Origin of the sequence: Corynebacterium sp. 122RC1 (assembly GCF_024580955.1) — a bacterium.
In the GTDB taxonomy this organism is placed as follows: Bacteria; Actinomycetota; Actinomycetes; order Mycobacteriales; family Mycobacteriaceae; genus Corynebacterium; species Corynebacterium kozikiae.
In genome coordinates, this window is the sequence record NZ_JANIKD010000014.1 from 43,998 (window position 1) to 63,684 (window position 19,687).

General features: G+C 62.5%; 18 protein-coding genes. All 18 read left to right on the forward strand.

Going from position 1 to position 19,687, the window contains the following annotated elements; all coding sequences use genetic code 11:
• Window positions 1-131 precede the first annotated feature (131 nt).
• Window positions 132-1,388 (forward strand): bifunctional phosphopantothenoylcysteine decarboxylase/phosphopantothenate--cysteine ligase CoaBC, encoded by a 1,257-nt coding sequence (coaBC, locus tag NQ050_RS07950; RefSeq protein ID WP_257038756.1) that lies wholly within the window; start codon window positions 132-134, stop codon window positions 1,386-1,388.
• Window positions 1,389-1,457: 69 nt separating this feature from the next.
• Window positions 1,458-2,684 (forward strand): methionine adenosyltransferase, encoded by a 1,227-nt coding sequence (metK, locus tag NQ050_RS07955; protein WP_257061370.1) that lies wholly within the window; start codon window positions 1,458-1,460, stop codon window positions 2,682-2,684.
• 110 nt (window positions 2,685-2,794) lie between these two features.
• Entirely contained in the window at window positions 2,795-3,400 is a 606-nt protein-coding gene (locus NQ050_RS07960; RefSeq protein ID WP_257038758.1) for a riboflavin synthase, read from the forward strand.
• A 65-nt stretch (window positions 3,401-3,465) separates the two neighbouring features.
• Window positions 3,466-5,529, forward strand: coding sequence for a primosomal protein N' (locus tag NQ050_RS07965; RefSeq protein WP_257038759.1), 2,064 nt, complete (start codon window positions 3,466-3,468; stop codon window positions 5,527-5,529).
• Window positions 5,530-5,641: 112 nt separating this feature from the next.
• On the forward strand, window positions 5,642-6,148 hold the full coding sequence (gene def / locus NQ050_RS07970) for a peptide deformylase (RefSeq protein WP_257038760.1): 507 nt from the start codon (window positions 5,642-5,644) through the stop codon (window positions 6,146-6,148).
• A gap of 40 nt (window positions 6,149-6,188) precedes the next feature.
• Window positions 6,189-7,121, forward strand: coding sequence for a methionyl-tRNA formyltransferase (fmt, locus tag NQ050_RS07975; protein WP_257038761.1), 933 nt, complete (start codon window positions 6,189-6,191; stop codon window positions 7,119-7,121).
• The gene (locus NQ050_RS07980; RefSeq protein ID WP_257038762.1) at window positions 7,118-8,659 is read left to right on the forward strand and encodes an RsmB/NOP family class I SAM-dependent RNA methyltransferase; all 1,542 of its coding nucleotides are present in this window, start codon (window positions 7,118-7,120) and stop codon (window positions 8,657-8,659) included. Before fmt ends, NQ050_RS07980 begins: the two co-directional genes overlap by 4 nt.
• 96 nt (window positions 8,660-8,755) lie before the next feature.
• Entirely contained in the window at window positions 8,756-9,415 is a 660-nt protein-coding gene (gene rpe / locus NQ050_RS07985) for a ribulose-phosphate 3-epimerase (RefSeq protein ID WP_257038763.1), read from the forward strand.
• 154 nt (window positions 9,416-9,569) lie between these two features.
• Window positions 9,570-10,145 carry a PH domain-containing protein gene (locus NQ050_RS07990; protein WP_257038764.1) on the forward strand — a complete coding sequence of 192 codons (576 nt, stop codon included), beginning with the start codon at window positions 9,570-9,572 and terminating at the stop codon, window positions 10,143-10,145.
• A gap of 66 nt (window positions 10,146-10,211) precedes the next feature.
• The gene (uvrC, locus tag NQ050_RS07995) at window positions 10,212-12,263 is read left to right on the forward strand and encodes an excinuclease ABC subunit UvrC (RefSeq protein WP_257038765.1); all 2,052 of its coding nucleotides are present in this window, start codon (window positions 10,212-10,214) and stop codon (window positions 12,261-12,263) included.
• Window positions 12,264-12,336: 73 nt separating this feature from the next.
• Complete coding sequence (gene rapZ / locus NQ050_RS08000) at window positions 12,337-13,248, forward strand: RNase adapter RapZ (protein WP_257038766.1); 912 nt, start codon at window positions 12,337-12,339, stop codon at window positions 13,246-13,248.
• A gap of 13 nt (window positions 13,249-13,261) precedes the next feature.
• Entirely contained in the window at window positions 13,262-14,260 is a 999-nt protein-coding gene (gene yvcK / locus NQ050_RS08005) for a uridine diphosphate-N-acetylglucosamine-binding protein YvcK (protein WP_257038767.1), read from the forward strand.
• 126 nt (window positions 14,261-14,386) lie between these two features.
• Window positions 14,387-15,373 (forward strand): DNA-binding protein WhiA, encoded by a 987-nt coding sequence (whiA, locus tag NQ050_RS08010; protein ID WP_257038768.1) that lies wholly within the window; start codon window positions 14,387-14,389, stop codon window positions 15,371-15,373.
• 394 nt (window positions 15,374-15,767) lie between these two features.
• Window positions 15,768-16,772: a type I glyceraldehyde-3-phosphate dehydrogenase gene (gap, locus tag NQ050_RS08015; protein ID WP_257038769.1), complete on the forward strand. Its 1,005-nt coding sequence runs from the start codon at window positions 15,768-15,770 to the stop codon at window positions 16,770-16,772.
• A gap of 150 nt (window positions 16,773-16,922) precedes the next feature.
• A complete protein-coding gene (gene pgk / locus NQ050_RS08020) occupies window positions 16,923-18,137 on the forward strand; it encodes a phosphoglycerate kinase (RefSeq protein WP_257038770.1) in 1,215 nt (404 codons plus the stop codon).
• 36 nt (window positions 18,138-18,173) lie between these two features.
• Complete coding sequence (tpiA, locus tag NQ050_RS08025; RefSeq protein WP_257038771.1) at window positions 18,174-18,947, forward strand: triose-phosphate isomerase; 774 nt, start codon at window positions 18,174-18,176, stop codon at window positions 18,945-18,947.
• A gap of 88 nt (window positions 18,948-19,035) precedes the next feature.
• The gene (gene secG / locus NQ050_RS08030; RefSeq protein ID WP_257038772.1) at window positions 19,036-19,269 is read left to right on the forward strand and encodes a preprotein translocase subunit SecG; all 234 of its coding nucleotides are present in this window, start codon (window positions 19,036-19,038) and stop codon (window positions 19,267-19,269) included.
• A 30-nt stretch (window positions 19,270-19,299) separates the two neighbouring features.
• Window positions 19,300-19,687 (forward strand): IS110 family transposase (locus NQ050_RS08035; RefSeq protein WP_257038773.1); only part of this gene is annotated, 388 nt, incomplete at its 3' end.

Here is a 19,687-nt window from a genome sequence, read left to right on the forward strand (position 1 = left end):
TTCAACCTTCCGAGCACCCATGACGCCCCCATAACCCAGTATGGTTATGGGGGTCCTGGCATTTCCGGTACCTCGGTTCTCCGGTCCCAAAGACGCAAAACCGCACCCATCAAACTGAAAGGTCCAGCCCTGTGCAGCAACAACGCAAAGTGGTGGTAGGCGTAGGCGGCGGAATCGCAGCTTACAAGGCGTGCCATATCATCCGCCTGTTCAAGGAGTCTGGGGACAACGTGATCGTGGTGCCCACTGAGTCTGCCCTGCGGTTCGTGGGTAAGGCTACCTTTGAGGCGCTTTCCGGCAACCCCGTGTCCACCACCGTGTTTGATGCGGTAGATGAGGTGCGCCACGTCCGGGTGGGCAAGGAGGCTGACCTTGTAGTGATCGCCCCCGCAACCGCAGACCTTATGGCGCGGGCAGCCGGCGGCCGTGCGGATGACCTCCTCTGTGCAACCCTGCTCGTTGCCACCTGCCCGGTGGTGTTTGCCCCCGCAATGCATACCGAAATGTGGGAGCATGCCGCTACCCAGGCAAATGTGGAGCGCCTGCGCAGCTTCGGCATGACCGTCCTGGAACCCGCCCATGGCAGGCTCACCGGTACGGACACCGGCCCAGGCAGGCTCGCCGAGCCGCAGCAGATCGTGGACATGGCGAATACGCTTCACGCCCTGCGGAAGCTTCCGCGCGACCTCGAGGGCCGGAAAGTGCTCATCACCGCAGGCGGCACGCAGGAACCGCTTGACCCGGTGCGCTTCCTGGGCAACCACTCCTCAGGCAGGCAGGGGTTTGCGCTCGCCGAGGTAGCCGCACACCGCGGCGCCCAGGTCACGCTCATCGCCGCGCACACCGACGCGCTGGACACTCCAGTGGGCGCCAAAGTACAGCGAGTACACACCGCTCGGGAGATGCAGCAGGCGGTTCAGGAAGAGCTTTCCCACCACGATGTTCTCATCATGGCGGCGGCGGTAGCGGATTTCCGCCCCACAACCGAGGCTGGGTCCAAGCTCAAGAAGGGCACTGACGACGCCAACCTGATGGCGCTTTCCCTTATGGAAAACCCGGACATCTTGCGCGGCGCCGTGGAGGCGGCTGCGCAGATGGATCCGCGCCCCGTGATCGTGGGGTTTGCCGCAGAAACAGGCGATGAGCAGCACAGCGCGCTGGATTTTGCGCACGCGAAGTTGGCCAAGAAGGGCTGTGATCTGCTGATGCTCAATGAGGTCTCGGAAGGCAAAGTGTTTGGCCAGGACCGCAACCGCGGCTACCTCCTGCAAAAGGATGGGGCAGTGATGGAGGTGCCTGACGGCAGTAAGTTCGAGGTGGCCTCGGCGATCCTCGATCGAACCCGGGAGCTACTGGACACCGTGAATCCAGCTACGTTGCCAAATTAGACAGCTTGGTCTATATTTGCTTGGAGATTGAACCACCAAGCAAAGGAAATGGCTGTGAGCGCAGAAGAACTGGCACACCAAGCAGGGCAGTACCGCCTGTTTACCAGCGAGTCCGTAACCGAGGGTCACCCAGACAAGATCTGCGATGCCATCTCGGACACCATCCTGGACGCTTTGCTCGCCGTGGACCCACAGGCGCGAGTTGCCGTGGAAACGGTGACCACAACGGGCATTGTGCACGTCGTTGGCGAAGTGCGTACCAAGGGCTACGTGGAGATCCCCAAGCTGGTGCGTAACAAGCTGCGTGAGATCGGTTTTGTTTCCTCAGACGTTGGCTTTGACGGCACCACCTGTGGCGTGAGTGTGTCCATTGGTGAACAGTCTGCGGAGATCGGTTCTGGCGTGGACAACTCCCATGAGGTTCGTTCCGGTGAGCAGACCGATGATCTGGACCAGGCGGGCGCGGGAGACCAGGGCCTGATGTTTGGCTACGCCACCAATGAGACGGCCAACCTCATGCCGCTGCCTATTGACCTTGCCCACGCGCTCGCCCGCCGCCTCACCCAGGTGCGCAAAGAGGGGATCGTGGACCACCTTCGCCCCGACGGCAAGACCCAGGTGACCTTGGCCTACAACAAGGAGGGCAAGCCTGTGTACCTGGATACCGTGGTGGTGTCCACCCAACATGACCCAGAGGTCACCCAAGAATGGCTGCACGCCCAAATCAAGGAGCATGTAGTGGACTGGGTGCTGGAACAGGCGGGCCTCAGCAACACCCTCGCTGCCCAGCCATACAACTTGCTGGTGAATCCTTCGGGAAGCTTCATCGTCGGCGGGCCCATGGGTGACGCCGGGCTGACCGGGCGCAAGATCATTGTGGACACCTATGGCGGTATGGCCCGCCACGGCGGTGGCGCCTTCTCCGGTAAGGACCCCTCGAAGGTGGACCGTTCCGGTGCATACGCGATGCGCTGGGTTGCCAAGAACATTGTGGCCGCGGGCCTCGCCGAGCGCGCTGAGGTGCAGGTGGCCTACGCGATTGGCCGCGCAAAGCCGGTTGGCCTGTACGTGGAGACTTTCGGCACCGCCCTTCACGGACTCAACGATGAAGCCATCCAGCAGGCTGTCTTGGAGGTGTTCGATCTTCGCCCCGCCGCTATTATTCGTGAGCTTGATCTCCTGCGTCCCATCTATGCGGGCACCGCGGCGTATGGTCACTTCGGACGCGATGACCTGGATCTGCCCTGGGAGAACACTGATCGGGCAGAGGCGCTGCGCAAAGCCCTCGGCCTCTAGGCAGCCGGGGCTAGGCAGTCGGGGCGCGCTTCCTGCTCGCGCGTAGCATGGCGTCCATCGAGGCGGAAGCAATTCTGCCTCAGCACTTGCCGTTGTTTGGAAAGGACGTCATGTTTACCGGGATTGTGGAGGAAGTAGGCGCCATTGAGGCGATCACCCAGCTTGAAGATTCTCTGCGTTTGAGGATCACGGGCCGGGCGGTGTTGGAAGCCGTGGGTCACGGCGACTCAATTGCAGTAGACGGCGTGTGCCTCACGGTTGTGGCCTACAACGCCCACAGCTTTGAGGTGGACGTTATGCAGGAGACCCTGAACCGCTCCGCTTTGGGGAGCCGAGGCGTTGGCGCCCAAGTGAATTTGGAGCGTGCGGTGAAGGTTGGCAGCCGGCTGGACGGGCACATCGTACAAGGTCACGTCGATGGTGTAGCAACGCTGCTTTCCCGCAACCCAAGCGAGCACTGGGACGTCCTGCGCCTCTCTTTGCCTGCGAAGTTGCAGCGTTATGTGGTGGAGAAGGGCTCGATTGCACTCAATGGCACCTCCCTGACCGTGAGTGGAGTCGGTGAGGGCTGGGTGGAAGTCTCCCTGATTCCCACCACTTTGGAGGTGACCACCTTCGGCAAGCTGCAGGTGGGAGAGCTTGTGAATGTGGAAGTGGACGTGCTCGCCAAGTATGTGGAGAATATGCTGCAGGCAGGCGTGGGCCAGGTTCTTTAGGGGTTAAGCGCAGGAGATTCACGCTTGGTAGCGGCGTGTCCGAGCCACGGTTTAGAATCACGCACATGACTAACACCCGCAGCATCGCAGAGCACCTTCCGGTGGCTCGTGTGCTTCCGTTGCTGCAGGTGAGTAACCTGGATCGTACCTTTGACTACCTGGTGGATGAAGCCTCCTCGGAGGCGTGCAACCCTGGCGTGCGCGTGAGGATTCGCTTCAATGGGCGCCTGGTGGACGCGATCGTGATGGAACGCCTCGCGGAAAGTGACCATCCGGGCACCCTGAGCTGGATTGACCGCGTGATCTCGGAGGATCGCGTGTATCCCCCGGTGCTGCAGAAGCTAGTGGAGTCCTTGAAGCAGCGCTACGCCGGCACCACGGCTGACCTGCTACGCGCGGCCATTCCGCCGCGCCACGCCAGCGTAGAGCAGGTGGATTTCAGCCAACCCTGGGAAGAGCTCGGCACCGCCCAGGAGCCCGACCTCTCCCAGTGGGCCTCCTACCAGCACGGCACGAGCTTTGTGGACGCGGTACTGGCCAAACACACCGCGCGCGCCGTGATGCAATTTCTGCCAGGGGAGCAGTGGGCGCAGGCCTACGCGGCAATCGCGGTCAAGGTGGCGCTTGGGGGTGCCGGTGTGCTCATTGTGGTCCCTGACCAGCGGGACCTGGATCTCCTGGAAGCAGCCTTGCGCGCCCATGTGAGCGCCAAGCAAGTAACGGTCCTGCAGGCGTCCTTGGGCCCTCAAGCTCGCTACCGGCGCTACTTGAGTGTGCTGCGCGGCCAGGCCCGCATTGTGATTGGCACTCGCAACGCCGCCTTCGCCCCGGTGCACAACTTGGGGCTGGTGTGCATGAAAGATGATGGGGACGAAAACCTGGTGGAGCCCCGCGCGCCCTATCAGCACGCCCGTGAGGTGCTCACTACCCGCAGTTCCATCGAGGGGTGCTCCCTGGTGATCGGTTCCTACTCGCGCACCGCGGAGGCCCAACTGCTGGTGGAATCCGGGTGGGCGCACGATCTGGTGGGCTCCAGGGATACGGTCCGCACCAGGCAACCCGCAATCCACGCGGTGGGGGAAACCGACCGCGAGCTGGAACGGGACCCCATGGCACGCCAAGCGCGTATCCCCGCCAGGGCGTTTGCCGCTGCACGCAGCGCCCTCGAGCGAGGAATGCCCGTGCTCTTCCAAGTGCCACGGAAAGGCTATGTTCCATCCCTTGCCTGCGGAGTGTGCCGTGCCCCAGCACGCTGCCGAACCTGCGCAGGGCCGATGGGGCTGCCCGCGGCGTCGGAACCAGGCGCGAACACGGGAATCGGTGGCGCCGGCGGGGAAACTCCCGCCCTACCGACGTGCAGATGGTGCGGTCGTCCCGACGCCCACATGCGTTGCGGTCAGTGCGGCTCAGACAAGATCCGCGCGGTGGTTTTGGGTGGGCAACGCACCGCCGAGGAGCTGGGCAGGGCGTTTCCGCAACAGAGGGTGATCGTTTCCGGTGGCCAGCGCATCGTGGATGCACTGCCGAAGGAACTCGCCCCCGGCCCTGGCATCGTGGTTGCCACCCCCGGCGGGGAACCCAAGGGAACCTATGGTGCCGTGGTGTTGCTGGACACTTGGGCGTTGCTTGGCCGCCAGGATCTCCGCGCCACCGAACTCACCCTGGCCCAGTGGGCGCATGCGGCGAGCATGGTGGAACCCGGCCGCAAAGGCGGGGAGGTGATTGTGGTGGCAGACCCTGGCCTGCCCGCCGTGCAGGCGTTGATTCGCTGGGACATGGTGGGCGCCGCGCAGCGAGAGCTCGCGCAACGCAAAGAAGTACACTTCCCCCCGGCGGCGCACATGGCGGCGGTGGACGGGCCATCAGCCGCTCTCGAAGAGTTCCTGGAACTGGTGGATTTGCCCGAACACGCGGAGGTACTCGGGCCGGTGGACCTGCCCCCAGGGGTGCGCCTGCCTGGGCAGTACAACGAGCAGGTAGCCGGCCCACCAATGCGCCTCCTTATCCGCAGTCCGCTGCGCCACCGCAATGACTTGGGCTCGGCACTGCGGGCGGCTTCGATGGCGCGGGCGATGCGCAAGCAGGACCTTCCACTGCGCATCCAAGTAGACCCCATCAAGGTGGGGTAGGATTGCAGTGTTTCTTCGCAGGTGCCGCGCTGGATGCCACACAGCACGCTCACGAGTGCATGGCTCGCCCGCGCCTGCCCCAATTGTTTGTTGAAAGGAAAGCTGTTTCCATATGGCAACCCGCCCAATCCGCATGTTCGGTGATCCGGTTCTTCGTACCCGTGCGCAGGAGGTGACGGAGTTCGACGCCGCACTTGAGCACCTGATTGATGACATGCTGGAGACGATGGATGAAGCCGGCGGCGTTGGCCTTGCCGCGAACCAGGTTGGTGTGACCAAGCGGGTGTTCGTGTACGACTGCTCCCATATTGAAGAGGGGCTGCGGGGGCACATCGTCAACCCCGTGTGGGAAGCAATCGGTGAGGAAACCCAGATCGACCAGGAAGGCTGCCTGTCCATCCCAGGTGTGCAAAAAGACACCGAGCGTTTCCAGACGGTGAAGGTCAGCGGCCAGGATAAGGACGGCAATCCAGTATCCATGGTGGCCAGCGGGTTGATGGCGCGCTGCATCCAGCATGAGACGGACCACCTCGATGGCATTTTGTTCCTCAAGCGCCTGAGTCCTGAGCTGCGCAAAGAGGCCATGGCTGAGCTGCGTAACGCCGAGTGGAACCAGTAGCCGCGCGGTTGATCCGCAGACTTTTTGGGGAGTGATGAAGATGCGCCTACTTTTTGCAGGAACACCCGAACCGGCAGTGGTTGCCCTCCAGGCCCTGCTGCGCAGTGAGCACGAGGTTGCAGCGGTGCTCACCCGCCCGGATGCGCCAAAGGGGCGCGGCCGGAAACTTGTGGAATCCCCGGTTGCGGCCCTGGCCCGTGAGCACGGGATTGCCACGCTGAAGCCCGCCACGATTAAACCCGGCACTCCAGACGGCGAGCAGTTCCGAGTGGCACTCGCAGACATCGCCCCGGACTGCATCCCAGTGGTGGCCTATGGCAACCTTGTCACCCCGGACTTGCTGGAAGCGGTGCCGCACGGCTGGGTGAACCTGCACTTTTCGCTGCTCCCTTCTTGGCGTGGCGCCGCGCCAGTGCAAGCAGCGATTCGCGCGGGTGATTCGCTCACTGGTGCCACCACCTTCCGGATCGATGAGGGCCTTGATACCGGCCCCATCTTGGCCACGCTCCAAGAAGAGATCCAGCCACTAGATACCGCAGATGACCTGCTCACCAGGCTCGCCTTCAGTGGCGCTGAGTTGCTGGTGCGCACCATGGATGGCCTTGAAAACGGCTCGCTCACCCCGCAACCCCAACCGGCGGAAGGGACCTACGCACCAAAGATCCTTCCCGCCGACGCACACGTGGACTTCTCCGCACCCGCCGAGGAAATCGACCGCCTCATCCGTTCCGTCACCCCGGCGCCAGGCGCATGGGCGATGCTCGGCGAGGCCCGCTTCAAGCTCGGACCGGTACTTCTGTTGGAGGAGGCCACCCTCGAAGCAGGCGCAATGCGCATTGAAAAACAACAGGTAGTTGTAGGAACCGGGAGCTACGACGTCCGCCTCACCACCCTGCAGCCCCAGGGCAAGAAAATGATGGATGCTGCAGCGTGGGGTCGCGGCGTTGGCCACGTTGAAGAGAGGTTTGCATGAGCGGCGGTTTTCGTTCGCGGGCACGCACGTCTGACCAGGGTCCGCAAGGCGCAAGCAACGGCGAGCGGAGGGAGCCTTCCCGACGTCGCCAAGCGCCGCAATCCCAACGCCAGGCAGCGCCCGGCAAGATCACACGCTCCCGCGGGGAGGGAAGCAGCCAGCGCCGGGGCGACTTCCAGCGCATTCCCGGGGTGGACATCCCGCGCTGCGTGGCGGTGGAGGTGCTGCTTCGAGTGGCTCAGGAAGGCGCTTACGCTAACCTCACCCTCCCAGCGCTGCTGCGCTCAGCCCGTGTGAAGGGGCGAGATGCCGCCTTTGCCACGGAACTCACCTATGGCACGCTGCGCCAGCAGGGGGTGCTGGACGCGGTGATCAACAACTGCGCCTCGCGCCTTGTTGCGCAGATGGCGCCCGAGGTGGCGGCGTCTCTGCGCCTTGGTGCGTACCAACTGCTGTACACCAGGGTGGATCGCTACGCTGCGGTAGATACCTCAGTGAGGATCGTGGAAGGTTTGGGCCAGGAGCGGGCCAAAGGGTTTGTCAACGGCATCCTGCGTACGATTTCCCGCAGCTCCCGCGAGCAGTGGCTGGACAAGCTCACCCCTGCTGGTGAGGTAGCGGCGCTGGCATTTCGCTACGCCCACCCGGAGTGGATTGCGCACAGCTTCTCCAAGGTGGTGGGCATCGGGGAGCTACAGCAGGCGCTCGAGGCGGATTCACAACGCCCAAGCGTGCACCTGGTAGCGCGGCCGGGCGAGATCACCGCAGAGGAGCTGGCGCTGATCACGGGTGGTGAGCAAGGCAAGTATTCCCCCTATGCCGTGTACCTGGAGGGTGGTTCCCCGAGTGATGTTGAGCCCGTGCGCCAGGGTTTGGCGGGCGTCCAGGATGAGGGCTCCCAAATCATCGCCCGGGCATTGGCAACGGCACCGATCGACGGCGATGATCAAGGTAAGTGGCTTGATCTTTGTGCGGGTCCCGGTGGAAAGGCCGCGCTTTTGGGGGCGCTTGCCCGAATGGAGGGCGCCACGGTGGACGCGGTGGAGGTCTCCCCGCACCGCGCCCAACTCATCCAAAAGGCAGTGGGGGATCTGCCCGTGGTGGTGCATGCCGCTGACGGCCGGAACCTCGATTTTCCAGCCGCCAGCTTTGACCGCATTCTCGTGGACGCCCCGTGTAGCGGCCTCGGTGCCTTGCGCCGCAGGCCAGAGGCCCGCTGGAAGAAGCAGGAGGAAGACATCCTCCCGCTGCAAAGCCTGCAGCAAGAGCTGTTGAGCTCCGCGTTGCGTCTGGTACGCCCCGGTGGCGTGGTGGTCTACTCCACCTGCTCGCCGGATCTGCGGGAAACGAGGGAAGTATTGAGCCATGTGATGGCCAACCCCGAATTCGCGGACGTGCACGAACTTCCCGCCCGCCCCCTTGCCGCCAGGATGGAGGACACCGGCGAGGAGCTGTCTGTGCAGATGTGGCCGCACCGCCACGGTACCGACGCGATGTTCTTCGCGGTGCTCAAGCGCTCCCCGAAAGTCACACAGTAAATGCACTAAAGATCGGCTCGGTTGTACCCTGGTGGAAGTGCAGGTTGCTTCTTGAGGCGCTCCGGTGCTCAAGTTCAAATGGTGAAGGTGGACAATATGCAACGCAAACCAATTATCGCGCCATCAATCTTGGCGGCGGACTTTAGCAAGCTCGGCGCCGAGGTAGAGGCGGTGAGCAATGCCGACTGGATCCACGTGGACATCATGGATGGGCACTTTGTCCCCAACCTGTCCTTTGGCCCGGATGTGACCAAAGCGGTGCACAAGTCCACCTCTTTGCCGTTGGATGTGCACCTGATGATTGAGGCTCCGGAGAAGTGGGTGCAGCACTACGTAGACGCCGGTGCGCACTGCGTGATTTTCCATGTGGAAGCCACGGATAATCCAGTGGCCCTGGCCCGCACACTGCGCGGCGCTGGAGTGCGCGCAGGGTTCTCCGTGAAGCCCGGCACGCCCATCGAGCCCTACCTGGACATGCTGGAGGAGTTCGATGAAGTGCTGGTAATGAGCGTGGAGCCGGGCTTTGGTGGCCAGTCCTTCATGCCGAATCAGCTTGCCAAGGTGCGCACGCTGCGCAACGCGATCGATGAACGTGGCTTGGACGTCATCATTGAGATCGACGGCGGCATCTCCGCAGACACCATCGCCCAGGCCGCCGAGGCCGGTTGTGACGCCTTCGTGGCGGGTTCCGCCGTGTACGGCAAGCCAAGCCCCGCGCAGGCGGTGGATGAGCTGCGCAAGCTCGCCAGCCTTTAACGCACAGCGCGGAAACCGCCGGTTGGCTGTTCGCACTCCGCCGCGTGCAGTGGCACAATGGTGCTGTTTGGGGGTGCTGTTTGGGCGCTGTTTGCCAGTGCGCCACAGCACCCCACTAGATGTTCACCCGCAGCAGGGAAGAGGAAGCTCGACAATGGAACCCCATGCACATTCTGCCGACGAGGCGCCGACCCCCGACCAGCGCCGAGCTGGCCAGGGGAGCAAAGTTCTCAGTGACGCAGAAGTCCAGCGCTACGTTGCCGCCGACGCGGCGCTGACGACCACCCGGCCGTGGCGCCTGGAGGTGGCGTCGCGACGCATGAATACACTCGCGATTATTGCCGCAGTGGTGATCTTGGCGGTGCACATCTTCCTGGCCATTGTGGTGGCGATCGGCGACACCGGAACCACCGTGACCCTGGTGGACCAGTGGGGTTACTTCCTGGTGGGCGTGTTGTTTGCGGCACTGGCGTTTGTAGCGTTGCGCCGTCCGCGACTGCGGGCAAATGAAGACGGGGTGCAGGTGCAGAACTTCATTGGCAGCCGTTTCTATCCGTGGAGCGTGATTTACGGCCTGAACTTCCCAGAGGGCGCCAAGGTTGCCCGCCTGGAGCTGCCGGAGTTTGAATATGTGCCCCTGTGGGCGCTGCAGGCGGCGGATGGCGTGGACTGCCTTCGGGCCGTAGAGGCCTTCCGCACACTTGAAGCTCAGTACATGCCGGAGGACTAGCCTCAACACAGCTTTCAAGCCTGCAGTTCCAAGCAGGTTCCAGCTTAAGGAAGGTTTCCCGCCACTGTGGCAGATCCCACCACCTACCGCCCGGCCCCAGGGAGCATCCCTACACAGCCGGGCGTCTACATGTTCCGTGACCCAAGCGGCACGGTGATTTACGTTGGCAAAGCCAAAAATCTGCGGGCCAGGCTCTCCAACTACTTCCAGGACCTGAGCCAACTGCACCCGCGCACCCGCCAGATGGTGACCACCGCCTCCTCAGTGGCTTGGACAGTGGTGGGTAGCGAGGTAGAGGCGCTGCAGTTGGAGTACACGTGGATCAAGAAGTACGATCCGCGCTTCAACGTGAAGTATCGCGATGATAAGTCCTATCCGGTGCTGGCGGTTACTGTGGGGGAGCGCTTTCCCAGGGCGTTCTTCTATCGCGGTGCCCAGCGCAAGGGCGTGCGGTACTTCGGCCCGTACTCCCACGCCTGGGCAGTGCGGGAAACAATCGACGTCCTCACCAAAGTCTTCCCCATGCGCACCTGTGCATCCGGGGTGTTCCGCCGCCATGAGGCACTGGGGCGGCCCTGCCTGATGGGTTACATCGATAAGTGCGCGGCGCCCTGCGTGGGCCGCGTGAGCGAGGCAGAGCACCGCGAGATCGTGGACGGGTTTTGCTCCTTCATGGCCGGCCATACCAATGAGGTGGTGCGCAGCCTCACCGAGCAGATGAACCAAGCTGCAGACGAGCTGGACTTTGAGAAGGCTGCCCGGCTGCGCGATGACCTGCAGGCCGTGCAAAAAATCACTGAGCAACAGGCCATCGTGCTCGGTGACGGGACGGACGCCGACGTCTTCGCCGTGGCCGCAGACGAGTTGGAGGCAGCTATCCAGCTCTTCCACGTCCGCCAGGGCAGGGTGAAAGGCCAGCGTGGCTGGATCATCGAGCGCACCAGCGATCGCGCCGAGGACCTTGCCGAGCAGCTCCAAACCTTCCTAGTGACTTTCTACACCGACCTCGTTGACCAGGAAGCCCACACCCAGCAGCGCGAGGCAAAGGTCGCGCGGCGCGGCGTGGACAAAGAATCCCTGCAGGCACTTGCCGACGGCACCGGCGCTGGCAGGGGATCGGCTGCGCGATCTGGTGCTGGAACTGTGATCCCCAAGGAAGTGTTGGTGGGTATCGAGCCAACGGATGTTGCGGCGACGGCCGAGGTGCTTTCCAAGTTGCGCGGTGCCCAGGTGGATGTGCGGGTGCCGCAGCGCGGGGACAAACGCACCCTAATGGACACTGTTGCACGGAATGCTCAGGAGACGTTGAAGCAGCACAAACTGAAGCGTGTGGGGGACCTCAGTGCGCGTTCCCAGGCGCTCGCAGACATTCAGGAGTACCTGGAAATGGACCAGGTGCCGCTGCGCATCGAGTGCACGGATATCTCGCACATCCAGGGCACGGACGTGGTGGCCTCACTGGTGGTCTTTGAGGATGGGCTGCCGAAGAAGCAGGACTACCGGCGCTACCACATCAAGGAAGCCGCAGGCGAAGGCCGCAGCAATGACGTTGGTTCCATTGCCGAGGTCACCCGCAGGCGCTTTGCGCGCTATCACGAGGACAAGATGGCGGTCCCGGAGGAAACCGAGTTCACTGATACCCAAACGGAAGATCAGCCCACCGGGAAACGTCGTTTTGCGTATCCTCCGCAGCTCTTCATCGTCGACGGTGGGCAGCCGCAGGTCCAGGCGGCGCAGGCAGTGCTCGATGAGCTGGAGATTTCCGACGTCACCCTGATTGGCATAGCTAAACGCTTGGAGGAGGTCTGGCTGCCGAACGACCCCTATCCCGTAATCCTGCCGCGAAATTCGCAGGCATTGTTCCTGATTCAACAGATCCGTGACGAAGCCCACCGGGTTGCCATCCAATTCCACCGCCAGCAGCGCTCCAAGCGCATGAAGGCCTCTGAGCTGGACAATGTGAAGGGCCTGGGCCAGGTGCGCCGCAGGGAGCTGGTGCGCCACTTTGGCTCGCTGAAGCAGCTCAAGCAGGCCAGCGTGGAGGAAATTGCAGCGGTAAAGGGGTTTGGCCCGGCGCTCGCGCAAAACGTGTTTGACGCGCTGCATCCGCAAAGCTAGCGGTACAGGAGTTTCGCCGGTGGCAGGCGGAAAGCGCGCGGCGCGGGCGTTATTTGGAAGTAGAATGGCGGCCATGAGTGCGCACGCTGAGGAACTAACCAACGGACAAGGCCAAGACCAAGCCCAGATTCCGCCGATTTTGATCACCGGGCTGTCCGGCGCCGGCCTGAGCTCTGCGGGCAGGGTGCTGGAGGATATGGGCTGGTTCGTGGCCCAGAACATCCCGGCGGTGATGGTCACGGAATTGGTGGAGATGGCCCGCACCGCAACATCACCAGTGGAGCGGATCGCCGTAGTGTCCGACGTGCGCTCCCTGGCCTTTGCCGGCAATCTTGAGCAGGTGATTTCTACGCTTGCCTCAAAGGGCAATCAGCCCCTGGTGCTGTTCATGGATGCCCGCGACGACGTGTTGATCAAACGCTTTGACAACGTGCGCCGCACCCACCCGCTGCAGGGCAACGGCACCCTGCTTGTGGGGATCGAGCGGGAACGAGAAATCATGTCCACCCTGAGGGAAAACGCCGATGTGATCATTGATACCTCTGACCTTTCGGTGCACGATCTCCGCCGTGCCATTGAGTCCAACTTCTCCTCGATTGCCACCAAGGCGCCGCACGTGACCATCCAGTCCTTTGGCTTCAAGCATGGCTCGCCGCGCGATACGGACATCATGCTGGACGTGCGCTTCTTGCCTAACCCCTTCTGGGTACCGGAGCTGCGCCCCTTCCGCGGCGTGGACAAGCCAGTGAGTGATTATGTGCTCTCCCAGGAGCACACCGAGGAGTTCCTGAACAACTTCATCGCGATGTTTGACAACATGCGCTCGGGCTTTATCCATGAGGGCAAGAACTTCATTACCGTGTCCGTGGGGTGCACCGGCGGGCATCACCGCAGCGTGGCAATCGCTGAGGAGATCGGCGCGCGCCTTCGGGAACGCGGCGACCTCGACGTCACCGTCAATCACCGCGACATTTCCCGGAACTAAGGCAAGGGCGCAGATGAACCAGACAGATTGTTCCCAGCCGAATGTGGTGAGCCTTGGCGGTGGCCACGGGTTGTTCCAAACGCTGCGCGCTGTGCGACTGCTCAAACCCGCCTCCATCAACGCGGTGGTGACCGTTGCCGATGACGGCGGCTCCTCCGGCCGCATCCGCCGCGAGCTCGGCCAAATCCCCCCAGGGGACCTGCGAATGGCTCTCGCGGCTCTCGCGCCTTTCGACGAAGAAGGCGCCCTTTGGGAGCAGGCTCTCCAGCATCGTTTCAGCGGGCACGGGGCGCTTGCCGGCCACGCGGTGGGCAACCTGCTCATCGCCGGCCTGGTGGAGATCACCGGCTCCGAGCTGCAGTCCCTGGACATGGTGGCCAAACTCATGCGCACTGAGGGCAGGGTGCTACCAGTGTGCAACGAGGCTTTGGAGATCGCCGCAGAGGTTGGTGGACTGGAAGATGACCCGCGGATCATGCGTGAAGTCCGCGGGCAGGTGGCGGTTGCCTCCACGCCGGGCACGGTGCGCCGGGTGCGCGTGTTCCCGGAAAACCCGGAGCCGTTGCCGGAGGCACTTGAGGCGATTGCCGCTGCAGACCTCATCACCTTAGGTCCGGGTTCCTGGTTCTCCAGCGTGATCCCGCACGTGTTGGTCCCCGGTATCCCACAGGCCATTAACAATTCCAACGCCTTGCGCGTGGTGGTGCTGAACCTCAACCCGGAACCGGGGGAGACCGCCGGGTTCAGCGCGGAGCGCCACCTACATGTGCTCTCCCAGCACGCCAACGGTATTCAAGCCGATGTGGTGTTGGTGGATTCCTCCATGCTGGGCAATGAGGTCGAGCGCAAGCACCTGGAGCGCGCGGCTGCGGCGCTCGGTGCCAGGGTGTCCTGCTATGACCTGCGGGAGCTCGACGAACGCGGGCGCACCACGGACCGCCACAGCCCAGCCAAGCTGGCCGATGCGCTGCGCCGAGAGCTCGCGGGCGAAAACGGCAATGGAAATGCGTAGGGAGTAGGTTCGCGCGCGCCCAGCAGCTACAATGCAAAAGCTACAGTGCGCGGTGGTGCGCGCCGGAGCGCAGATGCACGCGCACATGTTGGTCTGCAAGTTTTGTTGCAAGGGGTTTGAAGTTCTATGCAGATGTTGTCCACCCAGGTCAAAGATGAGCTGGTGAAGGTGCAGTCCACCCGCCAGTCCTCGCGGATCGCGGAGATCGCTGCACTTATCCGCTTTGCCGGATCGATGAACATTGTGGCGGACAGCCTGGTGGTGGAAGTGGAACTGGATCACGCGCAAGCCGCGCGCCGGCTCGCAGCCGAGATCGCAGACCTGTTTGAGATTTCAGCCACGGTGCTGGACCTAGGGACCTCCACGCAGCGAAAGGTGCCCCGGCACTTGGTGCGTATCACTGAAGGGGCGGATTCCCTGGTCCGCCGTGTTGGTTTGGTGACCCGCAGCGGTCACTTGGTGCTCGGCTTGCCGCCAGCAGTGATCACCGGCACGATCACCGACGCCGAGGCCGCCTGGCGCGGCGCCTTCCTCGCAGCAGGGCACCTTTCTGACCCCGGCCGCACCGCCGGGCTTGAAGTCTCCTGCCCGAGCCAGGAAGCCTCGATGGCGTTGGTCGGCTGTGCACGTCGGCTGGGGCTGACCGCGAAAACCAAAGAGAGCAGGGCAGTGGAGAAGGTGTACCTGCGCGACGGCGAGGCAGTAGGCGCGCTGCTCTCTCGCATGGGCGCGCATGCAACGCGGCTCCAGTGGGACAAGAAGCGCAAGCGCAGCACCACCCGACCGGGCAGCAACAGGCTGGCAAATTTTGACGACGCCAACCTGCGGCGTTCAGCTAGGGCAGCAGTGGCGACCGCCGCCCGCGTGGAACGGGCCATGGCGATCCTCGGGGACGACGTGCCGGACCACCTTGCCCAAGCTGGGCAATTGCGAGTGCAGCACCGGCAGGCCTCACTGGAGGAGCTGGGCAAGCTTTCCGATCCCCAAATCACCAAAGATGCCGTTGCCGGCCGCGTGCGCAGGCTCCTGGAACTTGCGGACAAGCGTGCCGCTGCCTTGGGCATTCCGGACACCAACCATGCGGTGACCGACGAGCTCATGGACCAGATGTAGTGCCTAACACACAAAAACACGCCGTTGTGACAAGCTTCACAACGGCGTGTTTGCTGTGATAGACCGGAAACCTTTACGGTGGCCCATGTTTGCCAACGCCCAATTCCTCCCACGTTCGGGGGTATGGCCACAGGGAAAAGTGCTGTGCGAAACGGACATAAACCAAACAAAAGCCACATTTACGTACACGGCGATTTGGTGCCGTCGGAAGCGCGCGGCGGCGAACATTCCCGCAACTCCTGCGCGAGTCCCTTGCCGTCGCTACACTGTGCTTTGTGAGGTTCAGGCGAGCAACCGGAACAAAAACAACGCAATCACACACCGCTTGACCGGGAAAGATTGGCCGGGAACTCGACCTCCAGATTTTCTAACACTCAACTTTGAGGAGTACTAAGTGACTATCCGCGTAGGTATCAACGGTTTTGGCCGCATCGGCCGCAACTTCTTCCGTGCAGCTCAAGAGCGTGGCTCCAACTTCGAGGTTGTTGCAGTCAACGACCTGACCGACAATAAGACCCTCGCTCACCTGCTGAAGTACGACTCCGTCCTCGGCCGCCTGGGCAAGGAAGTAACCTTCGACGACGAGTCCATCACCGTTGACGGCCAGAAGATCACCGTGTTCGCAGAGCGCGATCCAAAGGACCTCAAGTGGGGCGACCTCGGCGTGGACATCGTTGTTGAGTCCACCGGCTTCTTCACCAACGCAGAGGCAGCAAAGGCTCACATCGACGCCGGCGCCAAGAAGGTCATCATCTCTGCACCAGCAAAGAACGAGGATGCAACCTTCGTTGTGGGCGTGAACCACACCGATTACGATCCAGAGAAGCACAACATCATCTCCAACGCTTCCTGCACCACCAACTGCCTTGCACCACTGGCTAAGGCTTTGAATGACGGCCTGGGCATCGAGCGCGGCCTCATGACCACCATCCACGCATACACCGGCGACCAGCGCCTCCAGGATGCACCTCACAGCGACCTGCGCCGCGCACGCGCAGCAGCCGTGAACATCGTGCCAACCTCCACCGGCGCTGCCAAGGCTGTTGCACTGGTGCTCCCAGAGCTCAAGGGCAAGCTGGACGGCTTCGCAATGCGCGTTCCAACCATCACCGGTTCCGCAACCGACCTCACCTTCACCGCTTCCCGTGAGACCACCGTGGAAGAGGTCAACGAGATCATCAAGAAGGCTGCTGAGGGCGAGCTCAAGGGCATCCTCTCCTACACGGAGGACCCAATCGTGTCCACCGACATCGTGACCGATCCACACCCATCCATCTTCGACGCTGGCCTGACCAAGGTTATCGGCGACCAGGTGAAGGTTGTGTCCTGGTACGACAACGAGTGGGGCTACTCCAACCAGCTCGTTACCCTGACCGAGTACGTGGCAGAGCGCCTCTAATACTCCACGCCGTTCAACAGTGCCGCCACTGGCACTGACACGGCGGGGTGGGCGAGTGTAAACCCGCCTACCACCCCAACCCCTGGGGTGTGCCTACCGTGGTACACCCCAGGGGTTTTCCTTAAACACACACCAATAAAGGAGATTATTGTGTCCGTAAAGTCTTTGAAAGACCTGCTCGACGAAGGCGTTGAAGGCCGCCACGTTCTGGTCCGCTCCGATTTCAACGTGCCGCTCAACGACGCCCGTGAAATTACCGACGCAGGCCGTATCACTGCATCCCTGCCCACCATCCAGGCGCTGTCTGAGGCTGGCGCACGCGTGATCCTGATGGCCCACCTTGGCCGCCCAAAGGGCGAGGTCAACGAGAAGTACTCCCTCGCCCCAGTTGCTGAGGCACTCACCGAGGCCCTGGGCCAGTACGTCGCACTCGCCGGTGACGTTGTTGGCGAGGACGCACACGAGCGCGCCAACGGCCTCAACGACGGTGACATCCTCCTGCTGGAAAACGTCCGTTTCGACCCCCGTGAGACCTCCAAGGATGAGGCCGAGCGTGGCGAGTTCGCCGACCAGCTCGTGGCCTTGGCCGCAGAAAACGGCGCGTTTGTTTCCGACGGCTTCGGCGTGGTGCACCGCGCACAGGCCTCCGTGTACGACGTAGCCAAGCGCCTGCCACACTACGCAGGCACCCTGGTTCAGGCTGAGATCGAGGTGCTGGACAAGGTGGCCTCCAATCCAGAGCGCCCATACGTTGTGGTGCTCGGTGGTGCCAAGGTTTCCGACAAGCTCGGCGTGATCGAAGCCCTGGCTGCAAAAGCAGACAAGGTGATCATTGGTGGCGGCATGTGCTACACCTTCCTCGCCGCACAGGGCATCAACGTGCAGGAGTCTTTGCTGCAGGAAGAGCAGATCGAAAAGTGCAAGGCGCTGCTCGAGGAGTTCGGCGACAAGCTGGTTCTGCCAGTAGATCTCACTGCTGCTTCCGGCTTTGCCGAGGACGCAGACACCCAGATCGTGGCAATCGACGCCATCCCAGAGGGCTGGATGTCCCTCGATATCGGACCGGAGACCGTATCCGCATACGCTGAGGTACTGAAGTCCGCAAAGACTGTGTTCTGGAATGGCCCAATGGGCGTGTTCGAGTTCGCAGCCTTCTCCAAGGGCACCCGCGGCGTTGCAGAGGCAATCATCGAGGCAACTTCCGACGGCGCCTTCTCCGTGGTTGGCGGCGGCGACTCCGCTGCAGCGGTCCGCCTGCTCGGGCTGCGCGAGGATGGCTTCAGCCACATTTCCACAGGTGGCGGCGCCTCCCTGGAGTTCCTGGAAGGCAAGCAACTGCCAGGCGTTGAGGTCCTGGAATCCTAAATCTCCCCGAACACCCCTTTTCTGAAAGGAAACCCCATGGCACGCAAGCCACTGATCGCTGGCAACTGGAAGATGAACCTGGACCACCTGGAGGCCGTTCGCACCGTCCAGAAGCTGGCGTTCGCCCTGCCCAAGGATGTCTATGAGTCCGTAGACGTAGCACTTACCGTTCCATTTACGGACATCCGCTCCGTGCAGACCCTGGTGGAAGGGGACAAGCTCTCCATCTCCTACGGCTCCCAGGACGTTTCCGCCCACGAGTCCGGCGCATACACCGGTGAAGTTTCTGCGCCGATGCTGGCAAAGCTCGGCTGCTCGTGGGCAGTGGTGGGCCACTCCGAGCGCCGCGAATACCACGGCGAGACCGACGCCCTGGTAGCAGCAAAGGCAAAGGCAGCCCTGGCTCAGCAGATCAGCCCAATCGTGTGCGTTGGTGAGCCACTGGAGATCCGCGAGGCAGGCACCCACGTTGAGTACGTGGTGGAGCAGACCGAAGCCTCCCTCGCAGACCTCAGCGCAGAAGAGCTCTCCCGCACCGTGATCGCCTACGAGCCAGTGTGGGCAATCGGCACCGGCAAGGTAGCCTCCGCTGCAGACGCACAGGAAGTGTGCAAGGCAATCCGCGAGCTCATCGAAAAGCTCGCCGGCGCTGAGGTGGCCGAGGGCATCCGCATCCTCTACGGCGGCTCCGTGAAGGCCGAGACGGTCGGTGAGATCGTCGGCCAGCCCGACGTAGACGGCGGCCTCGTTGGCGGCGCTTCCCTTGACGGTGAGGCTTTTGCCAAGCTGGTTGCAAACGCCGCAGTGTAAGGGCTTACGGAAAAGCCCAAAACACTGGTGTATAGTGTGCTAGGTAATGCTGGCGCTTGCTCAGCACGCAAAGTTGTAAAGGATATTCATGGTTCTCGCTCTCCAGACGATTCTGCTTCTGGCCTGCATCCTGCTCACCATCTTCGTGCTGCTCCACCGCGGCAAGGGTGGCGGCTTGTCCAGCCTCTTTGGTGGCGGAATGCAATCCAACCTTTCGGGTTCCACCGTGGCAGAAAAGAACCTTGACCGCATGACTGTGCTGACCGGACTCATCTGGATCGGTTGTATCATCGCGTTGCTGCTGCTCCAGGTATTCGCCTAAGCACACAAACGTTAAGGCCCGCTTGCACTCATGCAAGCGGGCCTTTCCTTTTTGAGCACTCTCGCCGATGACGCTTCGGTTCTTGTCATTGTCGATCAACCCAACAACATCGGCCGGTTAACCGTCGCAGTCGCCCAAGACATGGGGGCCGACGTTCGCTATCTACCGGGGCTTGCGATGCGGCAGCTCTCTCGCATCCACGTCGGCAACTCCAAGACCGATGTGCGCGACGCCTACGTCATCGCCCATGCCGGTCTTAACCTCCCGGATGCCCTGCGCAGCGTCGACCGCGTTGAGGAAGTCTTTATCCAGCTAAAAGTCCTCAACGGTATCGACGAAGACCTCGCGAGGGCCTACACACGTCTGATTAACCAGATGCGATCTGCGCTCGTAGGAACCCATCCTGCATTCGAACATG